The sequence below is a fragment of the Streptomyces angustmyceticus genome, assembly GCF_040701845.1.
Taxonomy (GTDB): domain Bacteria; phylum Actinomycetota; class Actinomycetes; order Streptomycetales; family Streptomycetaceae; genus Streptomyces; species Streptomyces angustmyceticus_A.
The window spans coordinates 97,617-113,256 of the sequence record NZ_JBFBHQ010000002.1; the positions used below are offsets into that span (position 1 = coordinate 97,617).

The following is a 15,640-nucleotide window of genomic DNA, read 5'->3' on the forward strand; positions in this document are numbered from 1 at the left end:
ACCGGCCCGGCCGGATTCCCGGCTCGCCCCGCGCCCCTGATGTGACTGATGGTGCGCGGCGGCGAGCCTCTTTGGCGATTTCGGCGGTATCGGTACCGTCGGCCCGGCGAGGGGGCCCGCGCGCGAGTGAGGAGTCCGGACCGTGACAGCCGTTCAGCAGACGGAATCGCTGCAACCAGCCAGGCGGCGACGGAATGCCGGACGGGTGGTGGTGGACTGGCTGACGACCACCGACCACAAAACCATCGGCACGCTCTATCTGAGCACGTCGTTCGCGTTCTTCATGGTCGGCGGAATTCTGGCGCTCGCCCTTCGCGCCGAACTTGCCCGCCCGGGACTGCAGATCCTCTCGAACGAGCAGTTCAACCAGGCGTTCACGATGCACGGCACCATCATGCTGCTGATCTTCGCGACGCCGTTGTTCGCCGGTTTCGCGAACTGGATCATGCCTTTGCAGATCGGCGCACCCGATGTGGCCTTCCCGCGGCTCAACATGTTCGCCTACTGGCTCTACCTGTTCGGCTCGCTGATCGCCCTCAGCGCCTTCATCACCCCGGACGGGGCCGCCGACTTCGGCTGGACCGCCTACACCCCGCTGTCCGGCCCCCTCCGCACCCCCGGAACCGGCGGCGACCTCTGGGTGATGGGCCTGGCCTTCTCCGGTTTCGGCACCATCCTGGGTTCGGTCAACTTCATCACGACCATCATCTGCATGCGGGCGCCCGGCATGACGATGTTCCGGATGCCGATCTTCACCTGGAACATCCTGCTCACGGCCGTGCTCGTGCTGCTCGCCTTTCCCGTGCTGGCCGCCGCGCTGCTGGTGCTGGAGGCGGACCGGAAATTCGGGGCGCAGGTCTTCGACGCCGCGAACGGCGGCTCACTGCTGTGGCAGCACCTCTTCTGGTTCTTCGGCCACCCCGAGGTGTACATCATCGCGCTGCCGTTCTTCGGCATCGTCACCGAGATCTTCCCCGTCTTCAGCCGTAAGCCCATCTTCGGCTACATCGGACTCGTCGCGGCGACGATCTCGATCGCGGGCCTCTCGGTCACCGTCTGGGCGCACCACATGTTCGTGACCGGCGCGGTGCTCCTGCCGTTCTTCTCCTTCATGTCCTTCCTCATCGCGGTCCCGACGGGTGTGAAGTTCTTCAACTGGGTCGGCACGATGTGGCACGGTTCGCTGTCGTTCGAAACCCCGATGCTCTGGGCGATCGGTTTCCTGGTGACCTTTCTCTTCGGCGGACTGACCGGCGTCCTGCTGGCCTCGCCGCCGATGGACTTCCATGTCTCCGACTCGTACTTCGTCGTCGCCCACTTCCACTACACCGTGTTCGGCACCGTGGTCTTCGCGATGTTCGCCGGGTTCTACTTCTGGTGGCCCAAGTTCTCCGGAAGAATGCTCGACGAGCGTCTCGGGAAAATCCACTTCTGGACCCTGTTCATCGGATTCCACCTCACCTTTCTCATCCAGCACTGGCTGGGCGTCGAAGGCATGCCGCGCCGCTATGCGGACTATCTGGCGTCCGATGGCTTCACCACGCTGAACACGATCTCCAGCATCGGCTCGTTCCTGCTGGGCCTTTCGGTGCTGCCGTTCCTCTACAACGTCTGGAAAACGGCCAAGTACGGGAAGAAGGAAGCCCTCGACGACCCGTGGGGCTACGGACGCTCCCTGGAGTGGGCCACTTCCTGCCCGCCGCCGCGGCACAACTTCACCACGCTGCCCCGGATCCGCTCCGAGTCGCCCGCCTTCGACCTGCATCACCCCGATGTCGCCGCCCTGGAGGGCGCCAGGAAGGCCGCGCGGCGCGCTGCGCTCCGCCCCGACGCGCCACGCCGCACCGACCGCCCGCCGGGGGACGAGCCGCGCTGAGCGGATCGCGCCATGACCGACAGCCGCACGCCGGACAGCCGCACGCCAGGCGGCCAACCGCCGGAGAACCGCACCCCCGCCGGCCGATCGCCGCAGAGCCGCCCGCCCGACGGCCGGTCCCGGCACGGCCGGGCCCCGGACCGCCGCACCGTCCAGGCGGGTATCGCGAGAATGGAGGGGTACCTGCTGTGGCAGGCGGAGATCGACCGCGCCCGCGCCGACGCCGCGGCCTTCGTCGACGCCCTCGACTGGCCGACGACCGCCCAACGCGAGGAGTTGGCGGCCCTCTTGGCCCGCCGGCAGCTCGACCTCTCCCAGCAGACCGTCGCCCGCATCGCCGCCCGTGCCCTCCAGCTCCGCCGCGAGTACCAGCAGCGCTATGACGTCCTCCGGCGCCGTGTCCTGGTGGCCGCGCTGGCCCTGCTGACGGCCCTGGTGCTCCTGGACGCGCTGCTGCTGGCCCGCTGAACGTCGGCTCGTCCGCAGGGGAATGACCGAGCGGGGCGTACGGGGTGCCGGGGCCGCGCACCGGCCCCGGCGGGCCGGCGTCAGGCCGGGGCGCGACGCAGCTTCAGGGTGTTGTCGGTGCGGGTTCCCGGCTGCCCGTCCGGGCCGGTCATGGCGCGTTGGTGCTCCTCGTTGCGCAGGACCTCCCACTCCCCGTCCGGGAGGCCGAGAGCCGCGAGGACCTCGTCCGGAGTGGGGAAGTGCAGGTCGGGGTGCGGGCCGGGGTCCCAGGAGGGGGCCGCCGCATGGCCGACGACGAGGAGGACCCCGCCGGGTGCCACCGCCGCGGCGGCCTTCCGCAGGATCTCGTCGCGCGGCATATCGCCGGGGGAGTGCAGGAAGTGGGCGGAGACGAGGTCGAAGCTGCCCGCGGGGAACGAGGAAGCGAGGTCGCACCACTGCCAGTCGATGCGGTGGGCCGCGTCCGCCGCCGTCTCCTGCGCGTGCCGTGCCGCGCGGTCGAGGGCGACGCGGGAGATGTCGACGGCGGTGACGTGCCAGCCGTGTTCGGCGAGCCAGACGGCGTCGGCTCCCTCACCGCAACCCAGGTCGAGTGCCGTGCCCGGGGCGAGGCCGGCGGTCTCGCGGATCAGCGGGGCGTTGGGGCGGCCGCTCCACATCCGGTCGCTCTCCGTGTAGCGGGCGTCCCAGAACGCGTGGTCGGGGATGGTGCTGTCGTGGGGCATCGGCGGGTCCTCCCGGTGCGGGCTGTCGGCGGTCCGGTGCGTCGGTGCACCTGGGGCACGGGCGGTGTCGCCGCCGTGCCGTGCCCCTGGAAAGGAGAGTCCGCCGAGGCCGGGCGAACAGGCAAGAATCTTTGCCGGAACGGCAAAGGGACGGGGCGTGCCGGTTCGGGGCCCGACGCCGTCCCGCCCCGTTTCGGGAGGCAGCGTCACCCGTACGGCCATAGCGTGAAGAGAGGGTCCGAAGACTTCCCCTCGACGGAGCAAAGAGGTGAGGCGCGATGACCGAGTTCGCAGAGCGTGGGTCGCGGAACACCGGGAACCTGGGGCGCACGACCATCGCCGACGGCGTGGTCGCGAAGATCGCCTTCCTGGCAGCCACGGAATCGGAAGGGGTCCATGCCCTCGGCAGCGGGTTTTCGAGATCGGTGGGCGCCCTGCGCAAACGCGTACCCGGCGGGGGCACGACCACCACGCACGGCGTCAAGGTCGAGGTCGGCGAGAAACAGGCGGCGGTCGATCTGGATCTCGTCGTCGACTACGGCGAGGTCATCCCCGACGTGGGCAGGGGCGTACGGGAGAACGTGATCTCCGCGGTCGAGGGGATGACCGGTCTCCAGGTCGTGGAGGTCAATATCGCGGTGAGCGATGTGTGGCTCCCCGACGAGGAGGAAGGCGAACCGGAACGCGTGCAGTAGGCGCGATGCGGTCGGCCCCGTCGGCCCTGTCGCCCCCGGATGACCCGCCCTGCCGGCCGTCCGCTGCCGACTGACTGACGCACCGTCGGCTACGAGTGGCGCCGCGGCCTGGTCCCGTTGCCCTTCAGCTCGTGCGGGGTGCGCCGTCGGTCCGTCCGCGGGAGGTCGTCGGGCTCGCGGCTCTCGACGGTGTCGCCCACGGGGCCGCCCTCGGGCAGCCGCGGCTGCTCCCCGGGCTCGGGCGGGCCCGGCTCACGGGCCTTGACGCGGCGTCCCCAGACGAAGGCCGCGAGGAGGACGGCGACGAGGACCACTCCCACGAGGCTGAACAGGGCGCCGCTGGTCCCCTCGGGAGCGGCGAGCTGCTCGGTCAGCACTGTTGCGTCCATGTCCGGATCTCTCCTTTCGGGCCGGGTGTCCGGCGGGGCGGGAAGGGGTGCAAGGACCGCTGCGGGTCCCTTGCGGGGGCTCTTGCGCCGATGACCATGTCTGCGAGTACGCCTATGACGTGCCCGTCTTGCCGCCCGGCAGGCGGGGCACTTCGGGTGACTCGGCGTCCAGCGGCACCGACCAGGAGCTGACCAGTCCCAGGTGGACGCCCTGCCGCGGCAGCACCGCGCCCAGAATCCAGTCGGCGGCCACCTGGAGACGGTTCCCCGGCATCGCCAGGAGGTGGTAGCCGCGGGTGAGCGCGCCGGCGAGCGGGCCGGAGAGCGGGATGTGGAAGGGGTTGGCCGCGGCCTGCACACCGCCCAGGTCGACCATGAAGCCCAGGTCCCGGTGCTCGTAGGCGCGCCGTGCGCCCTGGCCGCAGGAGGCCGCCACATTGAGCGCCGCGACCTTGCCCTGCCGCTGCGCATGCTGGGCGGTCATCGGCGTCACCTCGCCGGGGCGGGTCAGGTCCGGCACGGCCGCGGCATCACCGCAGGCGAACACCTCGGGACGGCCGGGCACGCCCAGGTATTCGTCGACGCACAACCGCCCCTTGTCGGTGGGCAGCCCCATCGAGTCGACCAGCGGGTCGGGCCGTACGCCCACGCACCACACCAGCGACCGGCTGTGGATGAACTCGCCGTCGTCGAGCAGCACTCCGTCCGACGTCGCTTCCTTGACGGAGGTGCGGGTGCGGATATCGACGCCCCGGGAGCGCAGCACCCGGTCCGCGGTGTGCGAGAGCCGCTCGTCGAGTCCGGGCAGCAGCCGGTCGGCCACGTCCACCAACAGCCAGCGCGGACGCGGACCGTCCTGCAGACCCACGTTCTGCCGGGCCAGGGCATCGGTGAACAGCACGCCGTGGGCGGCGACTTCGGTGCCGGTGTAGCCGGCGCCCACGACCACGAAGGTGGTCCGGGCGGACCGTTCGGCGGGATCCTCGCTCGTCCCGGCCAGCTCGATCTGACGGGTGATGTGGTCGCGCAGGTACAGCGCCTCGGGCATCCCGCGGAAGCCGTGGGCGTGCTCGGCGACGCCGGGGACGGGCAGCAGCTTGTTGACGCTGCCGACCGTCAGGACCAGCCGGTCGTAGGAGAGGGAGCCCTCCTCGTCCTCGGGGTCGGTGTAGTGCACCCGGCGGGCGTCGAGGTCCACGCCGTGGGCCTGCCCGAGGACGAGCCGGGTGCCCGGCAGGCTCCCGGTGAGCGAGACCGCGACCCGGCGGGGTTCGAGGATTCCCGCCGCCACTTCCGGCAGCAGCGGCACGTACAGAAAGTAGTCGTGCGGGTTGAGCAGCACGATCTCGGCGGCTCCCTTGGCCAGCCGGGAGAGCGTGCGGGCGCATTCGAATCCGGCGAAGCCGGTTCCGACGATCACGATCCGAGGACGACGTCGGTTCACGTGAACTCCTGCGGTCGAGGGGAAATGCTCGGGCGCGGGTCCTGGCGGCGCTCGCGGTCCGGTGCGCGCGGACGGCCGGTGCGCGCACACCGGTCGGCGGTGTGGTGCCGTGCGAGGGGGTGCTGCCATGACGGGTTACCGGTGTGCGGCCGGCTACACATGACGGCGCCGTCGCGCCGGGGTCTTCTCATGGTGCCGGGGAAGGCCCTTGGGCCGCTCGTCGGGGCAGGACGGTGCAGGCCGGGACCCGGAACACGGCCGAGTCCGCCACCGCGGCCAGGACCGCGGCGCGCCGGGCGGGGGCGCTCTCCCGCTGCGGCGCCACCGCCGGCGCCATACCGGCGGCCGTGGCGGTCGCGGCGGCGGCGAAGAGGTACGGAAGCTCCCGGTGGGCGCCGGGCCAGGCCGGTAGGGCGGTGTCCGCGGCGAGCACGGCGGTGTAGCTGGCGGCGCGAACGGGAGGCCTCGCGCCGGGCGGTGGGGTGCGTCATCGTCGTTCCGTCCTCCGCAGGAGCGCGGGCAGCGCGAAGGGGAGCGCGGTGCCGCCCGCCAACGACAGGGCCGCCGCCCCGGCAGAGAACCTGGTGGCGCCGGGCGTCCCCCGTCGTCAACTGGCGCGTCGCCGACCCCTTGGGGCACGGCCGCCCCCTGCTGACCGGCGAGTCCGGGTCCCCCTCGGTCCGCACCACGCGTTCGTCCTTGACGTACACCTGCTGCCCGTACCTGACCGCGCAGTAGGGGCAGATCGTGGCCACGACGCGGTCGGCGGCGTCCGTACGGGGCCGCAGCTCCTCCGTCCGCCGGGACATCGCGGCGCGGCCGCGGCCCCACGGGTCCCGGCCTGTGAGCTGCCGGTACACGGGCCGGTCGCGGAGCAGCCGGCGTCCGCCCATGGTTCCTCCAGCGCGTCGAGTCCTGAGGTATGCCTCCAAGCTCGCTCCCGCGGGCTCCGAGTGCCCCTCGGTGGGCCCGTTACTCACCCAACCGGGCAGTCACCGGGCGTGCGCGGGCCTCCGGCGCCCCGCCCGCATGCGGCAGGGACCGCCGGGCGCGACAGTGGGAGATGCGGCCATCGGGCAGGAAGGACGGGCAGGTCACGTGGGGACCCTCCGCTGGCGGAGGCAAGCTCCGCGGCGGCTACGCACCGACCCGGTTCCGCGGCGGCCCGGGGGAGCGGGAGGCCCGGCTGCTGGTGAAGGAGAGGGACGATCGCGCCGGGCGGCACGGCACCGCTGCCCCCCGGCGGGCCCGGTCGGTCCTCAGCGGGCGGGCCCTGCGACAGGTGGCGGCGGAAGAGGCGCACATGCGCTCGATGCCTTAGGGGTGCCGGGGCGCACCGCATTCCTCCGCGGCTGCGTGGCAGTCAAGCGCTTTCCTCGGGAAATGTTCCGTCGGCCGCGATGCGCACCGCATGGGCGTGCGCCGGCGGCGGGTGGAAAAGCCTCGCAGGTCGGAAAAGTCTCGCCGGGGGCAGCCGCGCCGCGCGTAACGGACTTGCCCGGCGGAAAACCCCCGCCCCCGTCCGAAGAATTCCGATGGGAAAACCCCTCCCGGCTCCCGCCCTAACCCTCCCTGTCCCCGTCCCCCGCATTGTCCCGCGCAATGTGCACCGCCGCCTCCTCCGCCGACGCGGCGCCGCCGTCGATACCGACGTCGCGCGCGGCGATGTCATTGCTGCCGCCGCGCCAGAATCCCTCGTCGGATCCCACGAGCCGGCCGGCCCGCTCCTCACCGCATTCGAGGTCGGTGGGTTCCCCCACCCCGCCGGGCAGGTCGCCGATTCCGTCGCCGTCGGGCGCGCAGACGTCCGGTACCTCCACGGCCAGCCGGTGGTCGAGCGTCTCGCGGTCGTGCAGCTCCCGCGCGGTGGTCCCTTCGTGATTGACCACGAAGGGCCGCTCCGGAGGCGAGTAGCCCGTGTCCAGCGTCTCGTCGAGATCCGGCTCGTCCAGGGCGTCCTCCATGTCGAGGTCGTTGGGGTTGTCCTGGGGGTCGGACCGGGGAGGCTGATAGACCTCGTCGCCCATCGCGTCGTCGGACATAACCGCCTCCCTCTTCCTCGTCGCAGGCCCGGCCGCCGGGTGCGGCAGGTGCCTGTACGACCAATTGTCCGCCTCCTGGCGTCTCGCGGCAGCGCCAGAAGGCGACGGCGCGAGACGTCTCAGGCGCGTCGGTGTTCCGTCGCGAGGCCCACGGCCTCCGCGATGCTCTGCACGTTCCCGAACCGCTCGTGCGCGGGCAGTCGCTCGGCCATCGCCACCAGCCGGTCCGGTGCGTTGTTCCGCCGGAGGGTCTCGATGATCGCGTTCTTGTCGGCCGGGTACAGACTCCGCCCGAGGTGCTGGGCGAATTCGGAGCGCAGCCCGACGTCCCGCTCGGACATCCCGCTCGGCGTGCCGCCCCTGAAGTCGCTCTCGGGGGACCAGGCCGCCACCGGCTGGTCCTCGCCCGCCGGCTGGAGTTCGTGCTCCTCGTCGGTCCGCAGGGAGCGCTCGGCCGTCATCTGCCCCCGCAGTTGCCGCTTCATCACGTCGTCCCGGGCGGGACCGGTCTTGTCCGTGCCGTGTTCCATGACCATGGGTGCCTCCGGCTCCACGGGTCGTACAGACCCGTCGCGATACTCCCAGTTTCCCTGGTCCCCCAGCCCTAACAACCCGACAGCCCCGTTTTCCACGTACACACGGAAATCATCCGGGCGTGCGCGGAACGTGATCGCAGATGCATATGCCCGCCATGCATACGGCTTTCGGGAACGGGAATTCGTAAGGCACCCCACCGCATAACGACATACCGACGACACACCGCCGCACACCGATGACAGCCCACCGCACCACGGGAGAATCCGCGAATCCGAGGAAGCCAAGGAGGCAGCGCCATGCGACTCTCGCTCCTGAAACCGGTCATCGATCGGCCCGGCCCCTGGGCATCCGTCTATGCCACTGTCCCGCAGAGCAGCGAGGACGCCGCGAAGCAGCAGGAGTTGACGGCGAGTGCCACCACCGCGCAGTTGTTCGCGCTCGGCGCGGACGAGGCCACCTGCGGTGCCGTGCACGAGGCCCTGCTCACGCGGCGGGAGGGCGACAGCGGGGCGCACGCCGGGCGGGTGCTGTTCGCCGCCCATGGCGCGATCGTGCTCGACACCCCGCTCCCCGGGCCCCCGGCCGTGCCCTTCGCCGCCTGGGGGCCGGTGCCCCGGGTCACCCCGTTGCTGGCGGCGATCGGTGACGACCCCGTCTGCCTGGTGGTCCGTCTCGACCGGACCGGAGCGGACTTCGCCCTCCTGGGCGAGCGGGGCGCCGGCCCCGCCGGCCGGCCCTTCCCCCGTGCCTCCGCGGACGGCCCCGCCGAGCGGCACTTCCGGACCGATCCGGGGAAATCCTGGGAGCACAACGCCGGGGAGCTCGCCGGCGCGGTGCGCGAGGCGTTCGAGAAGAGCGGCGCCGAGGCCGTCGTCCTGGTCGGGGAGGAGCGGGACCGCCACCTGGTACACGACAAGCTGCCCGAACCGCTGCGCGCCCTCACCTGCGAGAGCACTCACGGCGGTCGTGCGCCGGGCGCCGAGAGCACGCTGGTCGACCGGGACATCGCCCAGGTCAGAGCGGTCCAGGAACGCGAACACATCGCGCGGGTGACGGACCGCTTCCGCACCGGCGCCGGGCCCGGCAACAAGAGCGCCCCGCAGGCCGCGGCCGGCATCCCCGCTCTGGTCGAGGCGGCGCGGGAGCACCGGATCGACACCCTGCTGGTCAGCCCGCACGGCGCGGACATCGCCCGGCAGGTCTGGGTGGGCGCGGACGCCGACCAACTCGCCGTACGCGGAACGGAGTTGACGTACCTGGGGGAGGAACGTCCGGCCGTCGCACGGGCGGACGACGCCCTGGTGCGGTCGGCGGCGGCGACCGGCGCCGACATCGTGGTGGTCCGTGACCCCGAGCGCGCACCGTCCGGCGGGCTCGGCGCCCTCTTGCGCGGGAGGGTCGAAGCGACGCCGGAGTGATCCGCCGCAACGCGCCGCGCCCGCACGCCCGCGGACCCCGCCCGTACGAACGCCGGCACCCCACCGCCCGCCGACCGGGGAATCCGGCGGCGGGCGGTGGGGTGCCGGTGTGCCCCGGAGCGGCGGGGCGTGCCGCACGAGCGGCGGTAGGTGCCTCAGTCGTGGGTTTCGGCCGCCACCGGCTTCGGGATCAGGAAGGACGTCGCAATGGCCGCGGCGAGGATGACCACGCCCGCGATCATGCCGGCGGTGTAGCCGCCGGGCGACGACGGGTCCGCCGGGGTGGCGGCGGTCTTGACCGCGTACAGGACGGCGAAGCTGAGTCCCGCGCCGAGATTGAACGCGCCCGCGTTGAGGCCGGGCAGGAAGCCCGGGTTCTCGGCAGGGGAGAGGACGATGCCCAGCCCGTTGAGGACGATGTTCGCCACGCCCGCGTAGGCGATGCCCACCAGGACGGACGTCACCAGCAGCAGGACCTGCGAATGGCTGTGCATCGTGAGCAGCATCAGCACGACCGTGGCCACCGACCCGACCAGGCCGCACCGCAGGATGCGGCCGTAGCCGAAGGTGGCGGCGAGGCGTCCGGCCAGCGGGCCCATGGCCAGCCCGGCGAGCGCGTACGGGGACAGCGTCCACCACGCGGAGGCCTCGGCGCTCATCCCGAGCCCGGCCCGGGCGTCCTGGGCGAACGCCGGGATCAGCCCGTTCATGACGGCGAACACACCGGTCATGGTGAGCACGGTCGTCAGCAGCGTCGCCCAGGTCGCGCGCTGCTTGAGGTGCCGGGTGGCGACCAGGGGGTGCCCGCTGCGGTCCTCGGTCCGCCAGAACAGCGCGAAGGCGGCCGCGGACAGGACGAGCAGGACGGCGATCAGCGGCCAGTTCGCGGCGGCCAGCTTGCCCGCCTCGTTGAGCGCGATCAGCAGCGAGCCCACCGAGACGACCAGCAGTGCGACCCCGGGCCAGTCCATCCGGGTCGCCGTCGGGGCCTTCGACTCGGGGGTCAGGGTGGCGACCAGCACGGCGGCCAGGGCCGCGACGACCGCCATCGCCCAGAAGACCGAACCGAAGCCGTGGCGGTCGGCGAGGTAGCCGCCCGCGAGGGAGTCGACACCGGCGATGCCGCCGTTGACGGCGGTGATCACGCCGAGCAGGGTGCCGTACCGCTTGGGCTCGTGCACCTCGACCCGCAGCATGATCAGACACAGCGGGACGACCGGGCCGCAGACGCCCTGGATGACGCGGCCGGCGAACAGCATCGGCACGCTGGTCGCCAGCGCGGCGACCACACATCCCACGACCATCAGGCCGAGCATGCCGGCCAGCACCCGGCGGCGGCCGATGACATCGCCCAGCCGCGGGAGGAACAGGGAGAACAGCGCCGCCGAGGTGAAGAACGCGGTCTGGGTGAGGCCGATCTCGGCGGAACTGGCGCCGAGGGTGTCCTCGATGTTCTTGAGCGCGGGGCTGAGCATGCTCGCGTTGAGCTGGAAGGCGAAGCACGCCGCGAGGAGCGCCGTGACCAGGACACCAATCCGGACGCCGGAGCTGCCGCCGTCCGTCGCTTCGACGGGGCGCTGGGTGGTGGAAACGTTCATGCCTCGATGTCGCCGATCCGCTCGAGCGCGTCCACGACGAGGTTCCAGAACCGCTCGTGGTCGAGCTTCACCGCGACCTGGGTGGTGCAGTCCTCCGGGGCGGGCGCACGGAAGTCCGTCACGGTCATCCCGACCGTCAGCGCACCGCGCAGCTCGATGTCCACCGGGGCCTTGCGCACGGTCATGACGTCCGGGTCGATCACATACGCCACCGCGCACGGGTCGTGCACCGGCGGGTGCTCGAAGCCCTGGTTCTCGCGGTAGGCCTCGCGGAAGAAGTCCAGCAGCTCACCGACGAACCTGGCCGGGCGGGTGCCGACCGCGGCGATCCGCGCATCGACCTCGGGGGTGGCCAGCGCCTGGTGCGTCAGGTCGAGGCCGACCATGGTGACCGGCCAGCGCTCGTTGAAGACGATGTGCGCGGCCTCGGGGTCGATGATGATGTTGAACTCGGCGACCGCGCTCCAGTTGCCCTCGTGGTAGCCGCCGCCCATCAGGACGACCTCGCGCACCCGCTCCGCGATCCGCGGCTCCTTGCGCACGGCCAGCGCGATGTTCGTCAGGCCCGCGGTCGGGACGATGGTGATCTCGCCGGGCTCGTGGGACATCACCGTGTCGATGATCAGGTCCACCGCATGCCGGCGGTCCAGCTCGAAGGCGGGCTCGGGCAGGTCGGGGCCGTCGAGACCGGTCTCGCCGTGGATGTCCGGCGCCGTCTCGATGGCCCGCACGAGCGGACGCGGGCAGCCGGCGGCAAAGGGGACGCCCGTGATCCCGGCGATGCGCGCCACGGACAGGGCGTTGCGGGTCACCTTCTCCAGCGTCTGGTTCCCGACCACGGTCGTCACGGCGACCAGCTCGACGTCGGGATTGCCATGTGCCAGGAGCATGGCGATCGCATCGTCATGCCCCGGGTCGCAGTCGAGGATGATCTTTCTGGCCAACGGAAGAGCCCCTTTGCTCTGCTGCTCGGTGAAGCGGTGATGAAGGTGGTGGGTGCGGGCCGGCATGGGTTCCGGCGCACCACGCGCCCGGCGGTCACCCATGGCGAGCCCGGGCGCGGAGTCAGCCGGCGAGCGAGCAGCATGGAAAACGTTCTCCGGAAACTTGACCCATGGACCTGCCGGTTGTCAATGGTTCAATCTCTGGCTATCCGGACGTTATCGGGACGAAGAGCGGGCGCGACGACCGGGCGATCCGCATCCCTTGGGACAACGTTTGCCCATGGCACACGGGGGCGTATGCTCCCTCCGGTTCGGGCGGGCCGAACCGGAGGGAGCCGGGAGACGGTGGCCGAAGTCACGTTGAAGGATGTCGCGCTGGCGTCGGGCTGCTCCATTGCCACGGTCTCCCGTGTCCTGGCCGGCACCCGTCCGGTCGGCGCCGAGACCGCACGCACCGTGCGCGCGGCGGCCGAGCGCCTGGGCTACCGGCCCAACCATGTGGCCCGCGCCCTGCGCAGCCGTTCCACCGGCACCGTCGGACTGGTGCTGCCGCAGATCACCAACCCGTTCTTCCCCTCCCTCGTCCGGGAGCTGGAGCACGCCCTGCACGCCGAGGGGCGGGCCGTCCTCCTCGCCGACTGCGACGACGACCCGGTGACCGAGGCGGCCCGGATCGGCGCGTTCCTGGGGCGGCAGGTCGACGCCCTGCTGCTGATACCGGTCGACGAGCGGCGCAGCCGGGAGGCGGTGGCCGGCGCGGCCGCCCGGGTGCCGCTGGTGCTCCTCGACCGCGGATGCGGCCCCGGTGTCGCCGACTCCGTCGCCGTCGACAACGCGGCCGGTATGGCCCTGGTACTCGATCACCTGGCGGCCACCGGCCGCCGTCGCCCCTGCTTCGTCGGTGCGGCCGGGACGGCGTCGGCGGCGGTCGAGCGGCGCGCGGCCTACGAGGCGGGGGCCGCGGCGCTGGACCCCGAGGCCCCCGGGCGCATCGCGCTCGGCGACTTCTCGGTGGAGTGGGGACGGGCCGCCGTCGACCGCCTCTGGCCGTCCCGCCCGGACGCCCTGATCTGTGCCAACGACCTGATCGCCGCCGGTGCGCTGCAACGTCTGCGGCAGCTGGGCGCGGACGTGCCCGGCGAGGTCGCCGTCACCGGCTTCGACGACATCCCGCTCGCGGGCCTCGCCGACCCCGCGCTGACCACCGTCCGCCAGCCCGTCGGCGAACTCGCCGCCGAGGCCGCCCGCCTGCTGAGCCGGGGCACCGCCGGCGGTGAGCAGGGGCCGCGGCACACGGTCCGGCTCGCCCCGCGGCTCGTCGTCCGGGACTCCGGCTGAGAATTGACGGGGCATCATGCCGGCGAGGGCCGGCTGTGCGTCACCGGCGGAGGGTGGGCCGTCACCTGCCACGACGGCGGGACGGGCCCGCCTCCGGCCGTCTTCGCCCCGTCAACTCCGGCGCCTCGCCCCCTGCGCCGGTCACTGCCGTGGACGGCTGCGTCAGGACGGCGGCGGCGGCGACGCACCGGTTACGATCGGCCCATTCGAGGCCGTTGTGCGTGGCCGCTGCCGGGAGGAAGAGATGGGCCTGTTCCGCCGAGGACCGAAGCGGGATCCCCGCGACCTGGCACGCGACGGGGAGTTCGGCTTCTTCTCCGAGCGCGAGGGCGGCGTCTTCAGATCGCAGGTCCGGCAGGCCTTCGCGGAACAGGGGCTCGAAGTCACCGCGTATGCGGGGGTGGTCACCGACGCCGCGGGCCGGCAGTTCGGCCTCGGCAACCTCGCCGCCGTGTGCCACCGCGACCGGCGCGGTGAGCGCAGCTGGCCCGCGCTGATCCGGGACCACGTCGGCAAGGTGCTCCGCACGATGGACGGCCCGCAGCCCCTGGAGATCCTCAGCGAGGACGAGATCCGGGCCTGCCTCTACCCCCGGGTGGTCGCCCAGGAGACGCTGCCCGCCTCCGACTCCTTCCGCTACGGCCGCGCGCCGGCGCCGGGACTGCGGGAAGTGCTCGCCCTCGATCTGCCCGAGGCGGTGCAGATGCTGAGCGAGGACTCCCTGACCGAACTCGGCGATATGGCGGAGCTGCGCATCCGGGCGATGAACAATCTGCGCGCCCTGCCGGTCGAGGGGCACGAGACCGTGCGGCGCGGCGACGGCTCGGCGTTCGAGGTGCTGCTCGGCGACTCCTTCTTCACCGCGAGCCGGGTGCTGGTGCTGGACGAACTGGTGCAGCGGCTGATGGGCACCGGGCTCACCCCCGACGGGGCGCTGGTCGCGCTGCCGTTCCGCCACCAGCTGGCGTTCCACCGCATCCACGACGCACAGGTGATCCCGGCGTTGCAGGCCATGGCGCAGTTCGCGGCGGCCGGGCACGAGGACGCGGCGGGCGCCATCAGCCCCAGGGTCTTCTGGTGGCGCCGGGGCGTGATGACGCCGCTGAGCAGGCTGGACGGTGACGGGCTGCGGGTGGTGGCGGACGCGGACTTCCAGGCGATGCTGGAGCGGTTGGTGCAGGACGACGCCTGAGCGGCGGCGCCGCCGGCGAGGGCGCCCGGTACCTGCCGCCACCCGTGCAGCCCCTCGCCTCCACCCCATCCACAAGATTTTCTTGCGGAATTTTCACCTAGAGGGAACCCGGGACGCCTTTCAGCCGTTTTCCAGAGTGAGGCCCCACGCTCTCCCCCGTGTGTGGGGCCTCACTGCGTCTCCGGTCCCCCTTCCGGCCCGACCCGGCCCGGTCCGGCGTGACCGGCCCCGCTCGGCCGCCGTCGCCGCGACCGGCACGTCACTCGCCGAGCGCCGCGCGCTCCTCGTCGGTGAACAGCCGTGAGCGGATCAGGAAGCGCACGCCCTCCGGCGCCTCCAGGGAGAAGCCGCTGCCCCGCCCCGGTACGACGTCCACCGTCAGGTGGGTGTGCCGCCAGCGCTCGTACTGGTCCGCCGACATCCAGAACCCCACCGGTTCCGGCACGCCCTCCACGGTCAGCCGGGCCAGCAGCACATCCGACGACCCCGTACGGAACTCCCCGGCCGGGTAGCACATGGGGGCGCTGCCGTCGCAGCAGCCGCCGGACTGGTGGAACATCAGCGGGCCGTGCTGGGCGTGCAGCAGGCGCAGCAGCTCGGTCGCCGCGGCGCTCAGCGCGATACGCGAAGCGCCCTCCCGTACGGCGTCCCCGGTGGCCTCCGCCTGCCCCTCGCCGCCGCTCATCAAAGCCGCCCCGTTTCTGTCACGGAGGCGCTGACCTGCGGACTGTCGGTCTCTTGTCGGTACACGTGGGGATTCCTCTCTCGACCGGCCACAACGGATGGCGCTCCCGGCACGGCGGCGAACCGGCCGAACGGGCCGGATCGCCGTCACCGAGCCGCCACAGAGGCAGTACCCCAGTTAACTCCCTGCAACGTTGCGAGGTGGTTGCACACGAGCGCGGGCGGGTCGGATCAGGGGACCGCGCGTCGACGGGGCGGCGGTTCGCCACGAGCGGGGGGCGGGCCGGCCG

At 72.3% G+C, this 15,640-nt stretch carries 14 protein-coding genes and 2 pseudogenes; 6 read left to right on the forward strand and 10 right to left on the reverse strand.

Annotated elements, in window-relative coordinates:
* Positions 1 to 142: 142 nt before the first annotated feature.
* Both ctaD and AB0411_RS04400 read left to right on the forward strand, forming a co-directional pair.
* A complete protein-coding gene (gene ctaD / locus AB0411_RS04395) occupies positions 143 to 1,876 on the forward strand; it encodes an aa3-type cytochrome oxidase subunit I (RefSeq protein WP_437041287.1) in 1,734 nt (577 codons plus the stop codon).
* A 12-nt stretch (positions 1,877 to 1,888) separates the two neighbouring features.
* The gene (locus AB0411_RS04400; protein ID WP_366415721.1) at positions 1,889 to 2,344 is read left to right on the forward strand and encodes a hypothetical protein; all 456 of its coding nucleotides are present in this window, start codon (positions 1,889 to 1,891) and stop codon (positions 2,342 to 2,344) included.
* Between the two features lie 80 nt (positions 2,345 to 2,424).
* Here AB0411_RS04400 and AB0411_RS04405 read toward each other — a convergent pair whose 3' ends face one another.
* Positions 2,425 to 3,069 (reverse strand): class I SAM-dependent methyltransferase, encoded by a 645-nt coding sequence (locus tag AB0411_RS04405; protein ID WP_366415722.1) that lies wholly within the window; start codon positions 3,067 to 3,069, stop codon positions 2,425 to 2,427.
* Positions 3,070 to 3,347: 278 nt separating this feature from the next.
* Between AB0411_RS04405 and AB0411_RS04410 the strand changes: the two genes are divergently transcribed.
* Positions 3,348 to 3,764 carry an Asp23/Gls24 family envelope stress response protein gene (locus tag AB0411_RS04410; protein WP_366415723.1) on the forward strand — a complete coding sequence of 139 codons (417 nt, stop codon included), beginning with the start codon at positions 3,348 to 3,350 and terminating at the stop codon, positions 3,762 to 3,764.
* A gap of 89 nt (positions 3,765 to 3,853) precedes the next feature.
* On the opposite strand, the gene AB0411_RS04415 is transcribed toward AB0411_RS04410, so the two are convergent.
* The 6 genes and pseudogenes from AB0411_RS04415 to AB0411_RS04445 all read right to left on the reverse strand — a co-directional run bounded on the left by AB0411_RS04415 (position 3,854) and on the right by AB0411_RS04445 (position 8,175).
* Complete coding sequence (locus AB0411_RS04415) at positions 3,854 to 4,153, reverse strand: DUF6479 family protein (RefSeq protein ID WP_366415724.1); 300 nt, start codon at positions 4,151 to 4,153, stop codon at positions 3,854 to 3,856.
* Between the two features lie 112 nt (positions 4,154 to 4,265).
* Complete coding sequence (locus AB0411_RS04420; RefSeq protein WP_366416293.1) at positions 4,266 to 5,573, reverse strand: NAD(P)/FAD-dependent oxidoreductase; 1,308 nt, start codon at positions 5,571 to 5,573, stop codon at positions 4,266 to 4,268.
* Between the two features lie 277 nt (positions 5,574 to 5,850).
* A pseudogene (locus AB0411_RS04425) lies at positions 5,851 to 6,045 on the reverse strand (NrfD/PsrC family molybdoenzyme membrane anchor subunit); the annotation flags it as partial.
* A gap of 121 nt (positions 6,046 to 6,166) precedes the next feature.
* Positions 6,167 to 6,490: pseudogene (locus AB0411_RS04430) on the reverse strand (hypothetical protein); the annotation flags it as partial.
* A gap of 669 nt (positions 6,491 to 7,159) precedes the next feature.
* On the reverse strand, positions 7,160 to 7,639 hold the full coding sequence (locus tag AB0411_RS04440; RefSeq protein ID WP_366415725.1) for a DUF5709 domain-containing protein: 480 nt from the start codon (positions 7,637 to 7,639) through the stop codon (positions 7,160 to 7,162).
* Between the two features lie 119 nt (positions 7,640 to 7,758).
* Positions 7,759 to 8,175, reverse strand: coding sequence for a DUF2795 domain-containing protein (locus AB0411_RS04445; protein WP_366415726.1), 417 nt, complete (start codon positions 8,173 to 8,175; stop codon positions 7,759 to 7,761).
* Positions 8,176 to 8,472: 297 nt separating this feature from the next.
* Here AB0411_RS04445 and AB0411_RS04450 point away from each other — a divergent pair, with 297 nt between their 5' ends.
* Positions 8,473 to 9,594 carry a baeRF2 domain-containing protein gene (locus AB0411_RS04450; protein ID WP_366415727.1) on the forward strand — a complete coding sequence of 374 codons (1,122 nt, stop codon included), beginning with the start codon at positions 8,473 to 8,475 and terminating at the stop codon, positions 9,592 to 9,594.
* A gap of 155 nt (positions 9,595 to 9,749) precedes the next feature.
* Here AB0411_RS04450 and AB0411_RS04455 read toward each other — a convergent pair whose 3' ends face one another.
* Positions 9,750 to 11,192, reverse strand: a complete 1,443-nt coding sequence (locus AB0411_RS04455; RefSeq protein ID WP_366415728.1) for an MFS transporter — start codon at positions 11,190 to 11,192, stop codon at positions 9,750 to 9,752.
* Positions 11,189 to 12,136 carry a nucleoside hydrolase gene (locus AB0411_RS04460; protein ID WP_366415729.1) on the reverse strand — a complete coding sequence of 316 codons (948 nt, stop codon included), beginning with the start codon at positions 12,134 to 12,136 and terminating at the stop codon, positions 11,189 to 11,191. Before AB0411_RS04460 ends, AB0411_RS04455 begins: the two co-directional genes overlap by 4 nt.
* 345 nt (positions 12,137 to 12,481) lie before the next feature.
* On the opposite strand from AB0411_RS04460, the gene AB0411_RS04465 reads away from it, so the two are divergent.
* Entirely contained in the window at positions 12,482 to 13,474 is a 993-nt protein-coding gene (locus AB0411_RS04465) for a LacI family DNA-binding transcriptional regulator (protein ID WP_366415730.1), read from the forward strand.
* 244 nt (positions 13,475 to 13,718) lie between these two features.
* Positions 13,719 to 14,666, forward strand: coding sequence for a hypothetical protein (locus AB0411_RS04470; RefSeq protein WP_366415731.1), 948 nt, complete (start codon positions 13,719 to 13,721; stop codon positions 14,664 to 14,666).
* Between the two features lie 259 nt (positions 14,667 to 14,925).
* Here the strand turns inward: AB0411_RS04470 and AB0411_RS04475 are convergent, their stop codons facing one another.
* Positions 14,926 to 15,351 (reverse strand): DUF779 domain-containing protein, encoded by a 426-nt coding sequence (locus AB0411_RS04475; protein WP_366415732.1) that lies wholly within the window; start codon positions 15,349 to 15,351, stop codon positions 14,926 to 14,928.
* Between the last annotated feature and the right edge of the window lie 289 nt (positions 15,352 to 15,640).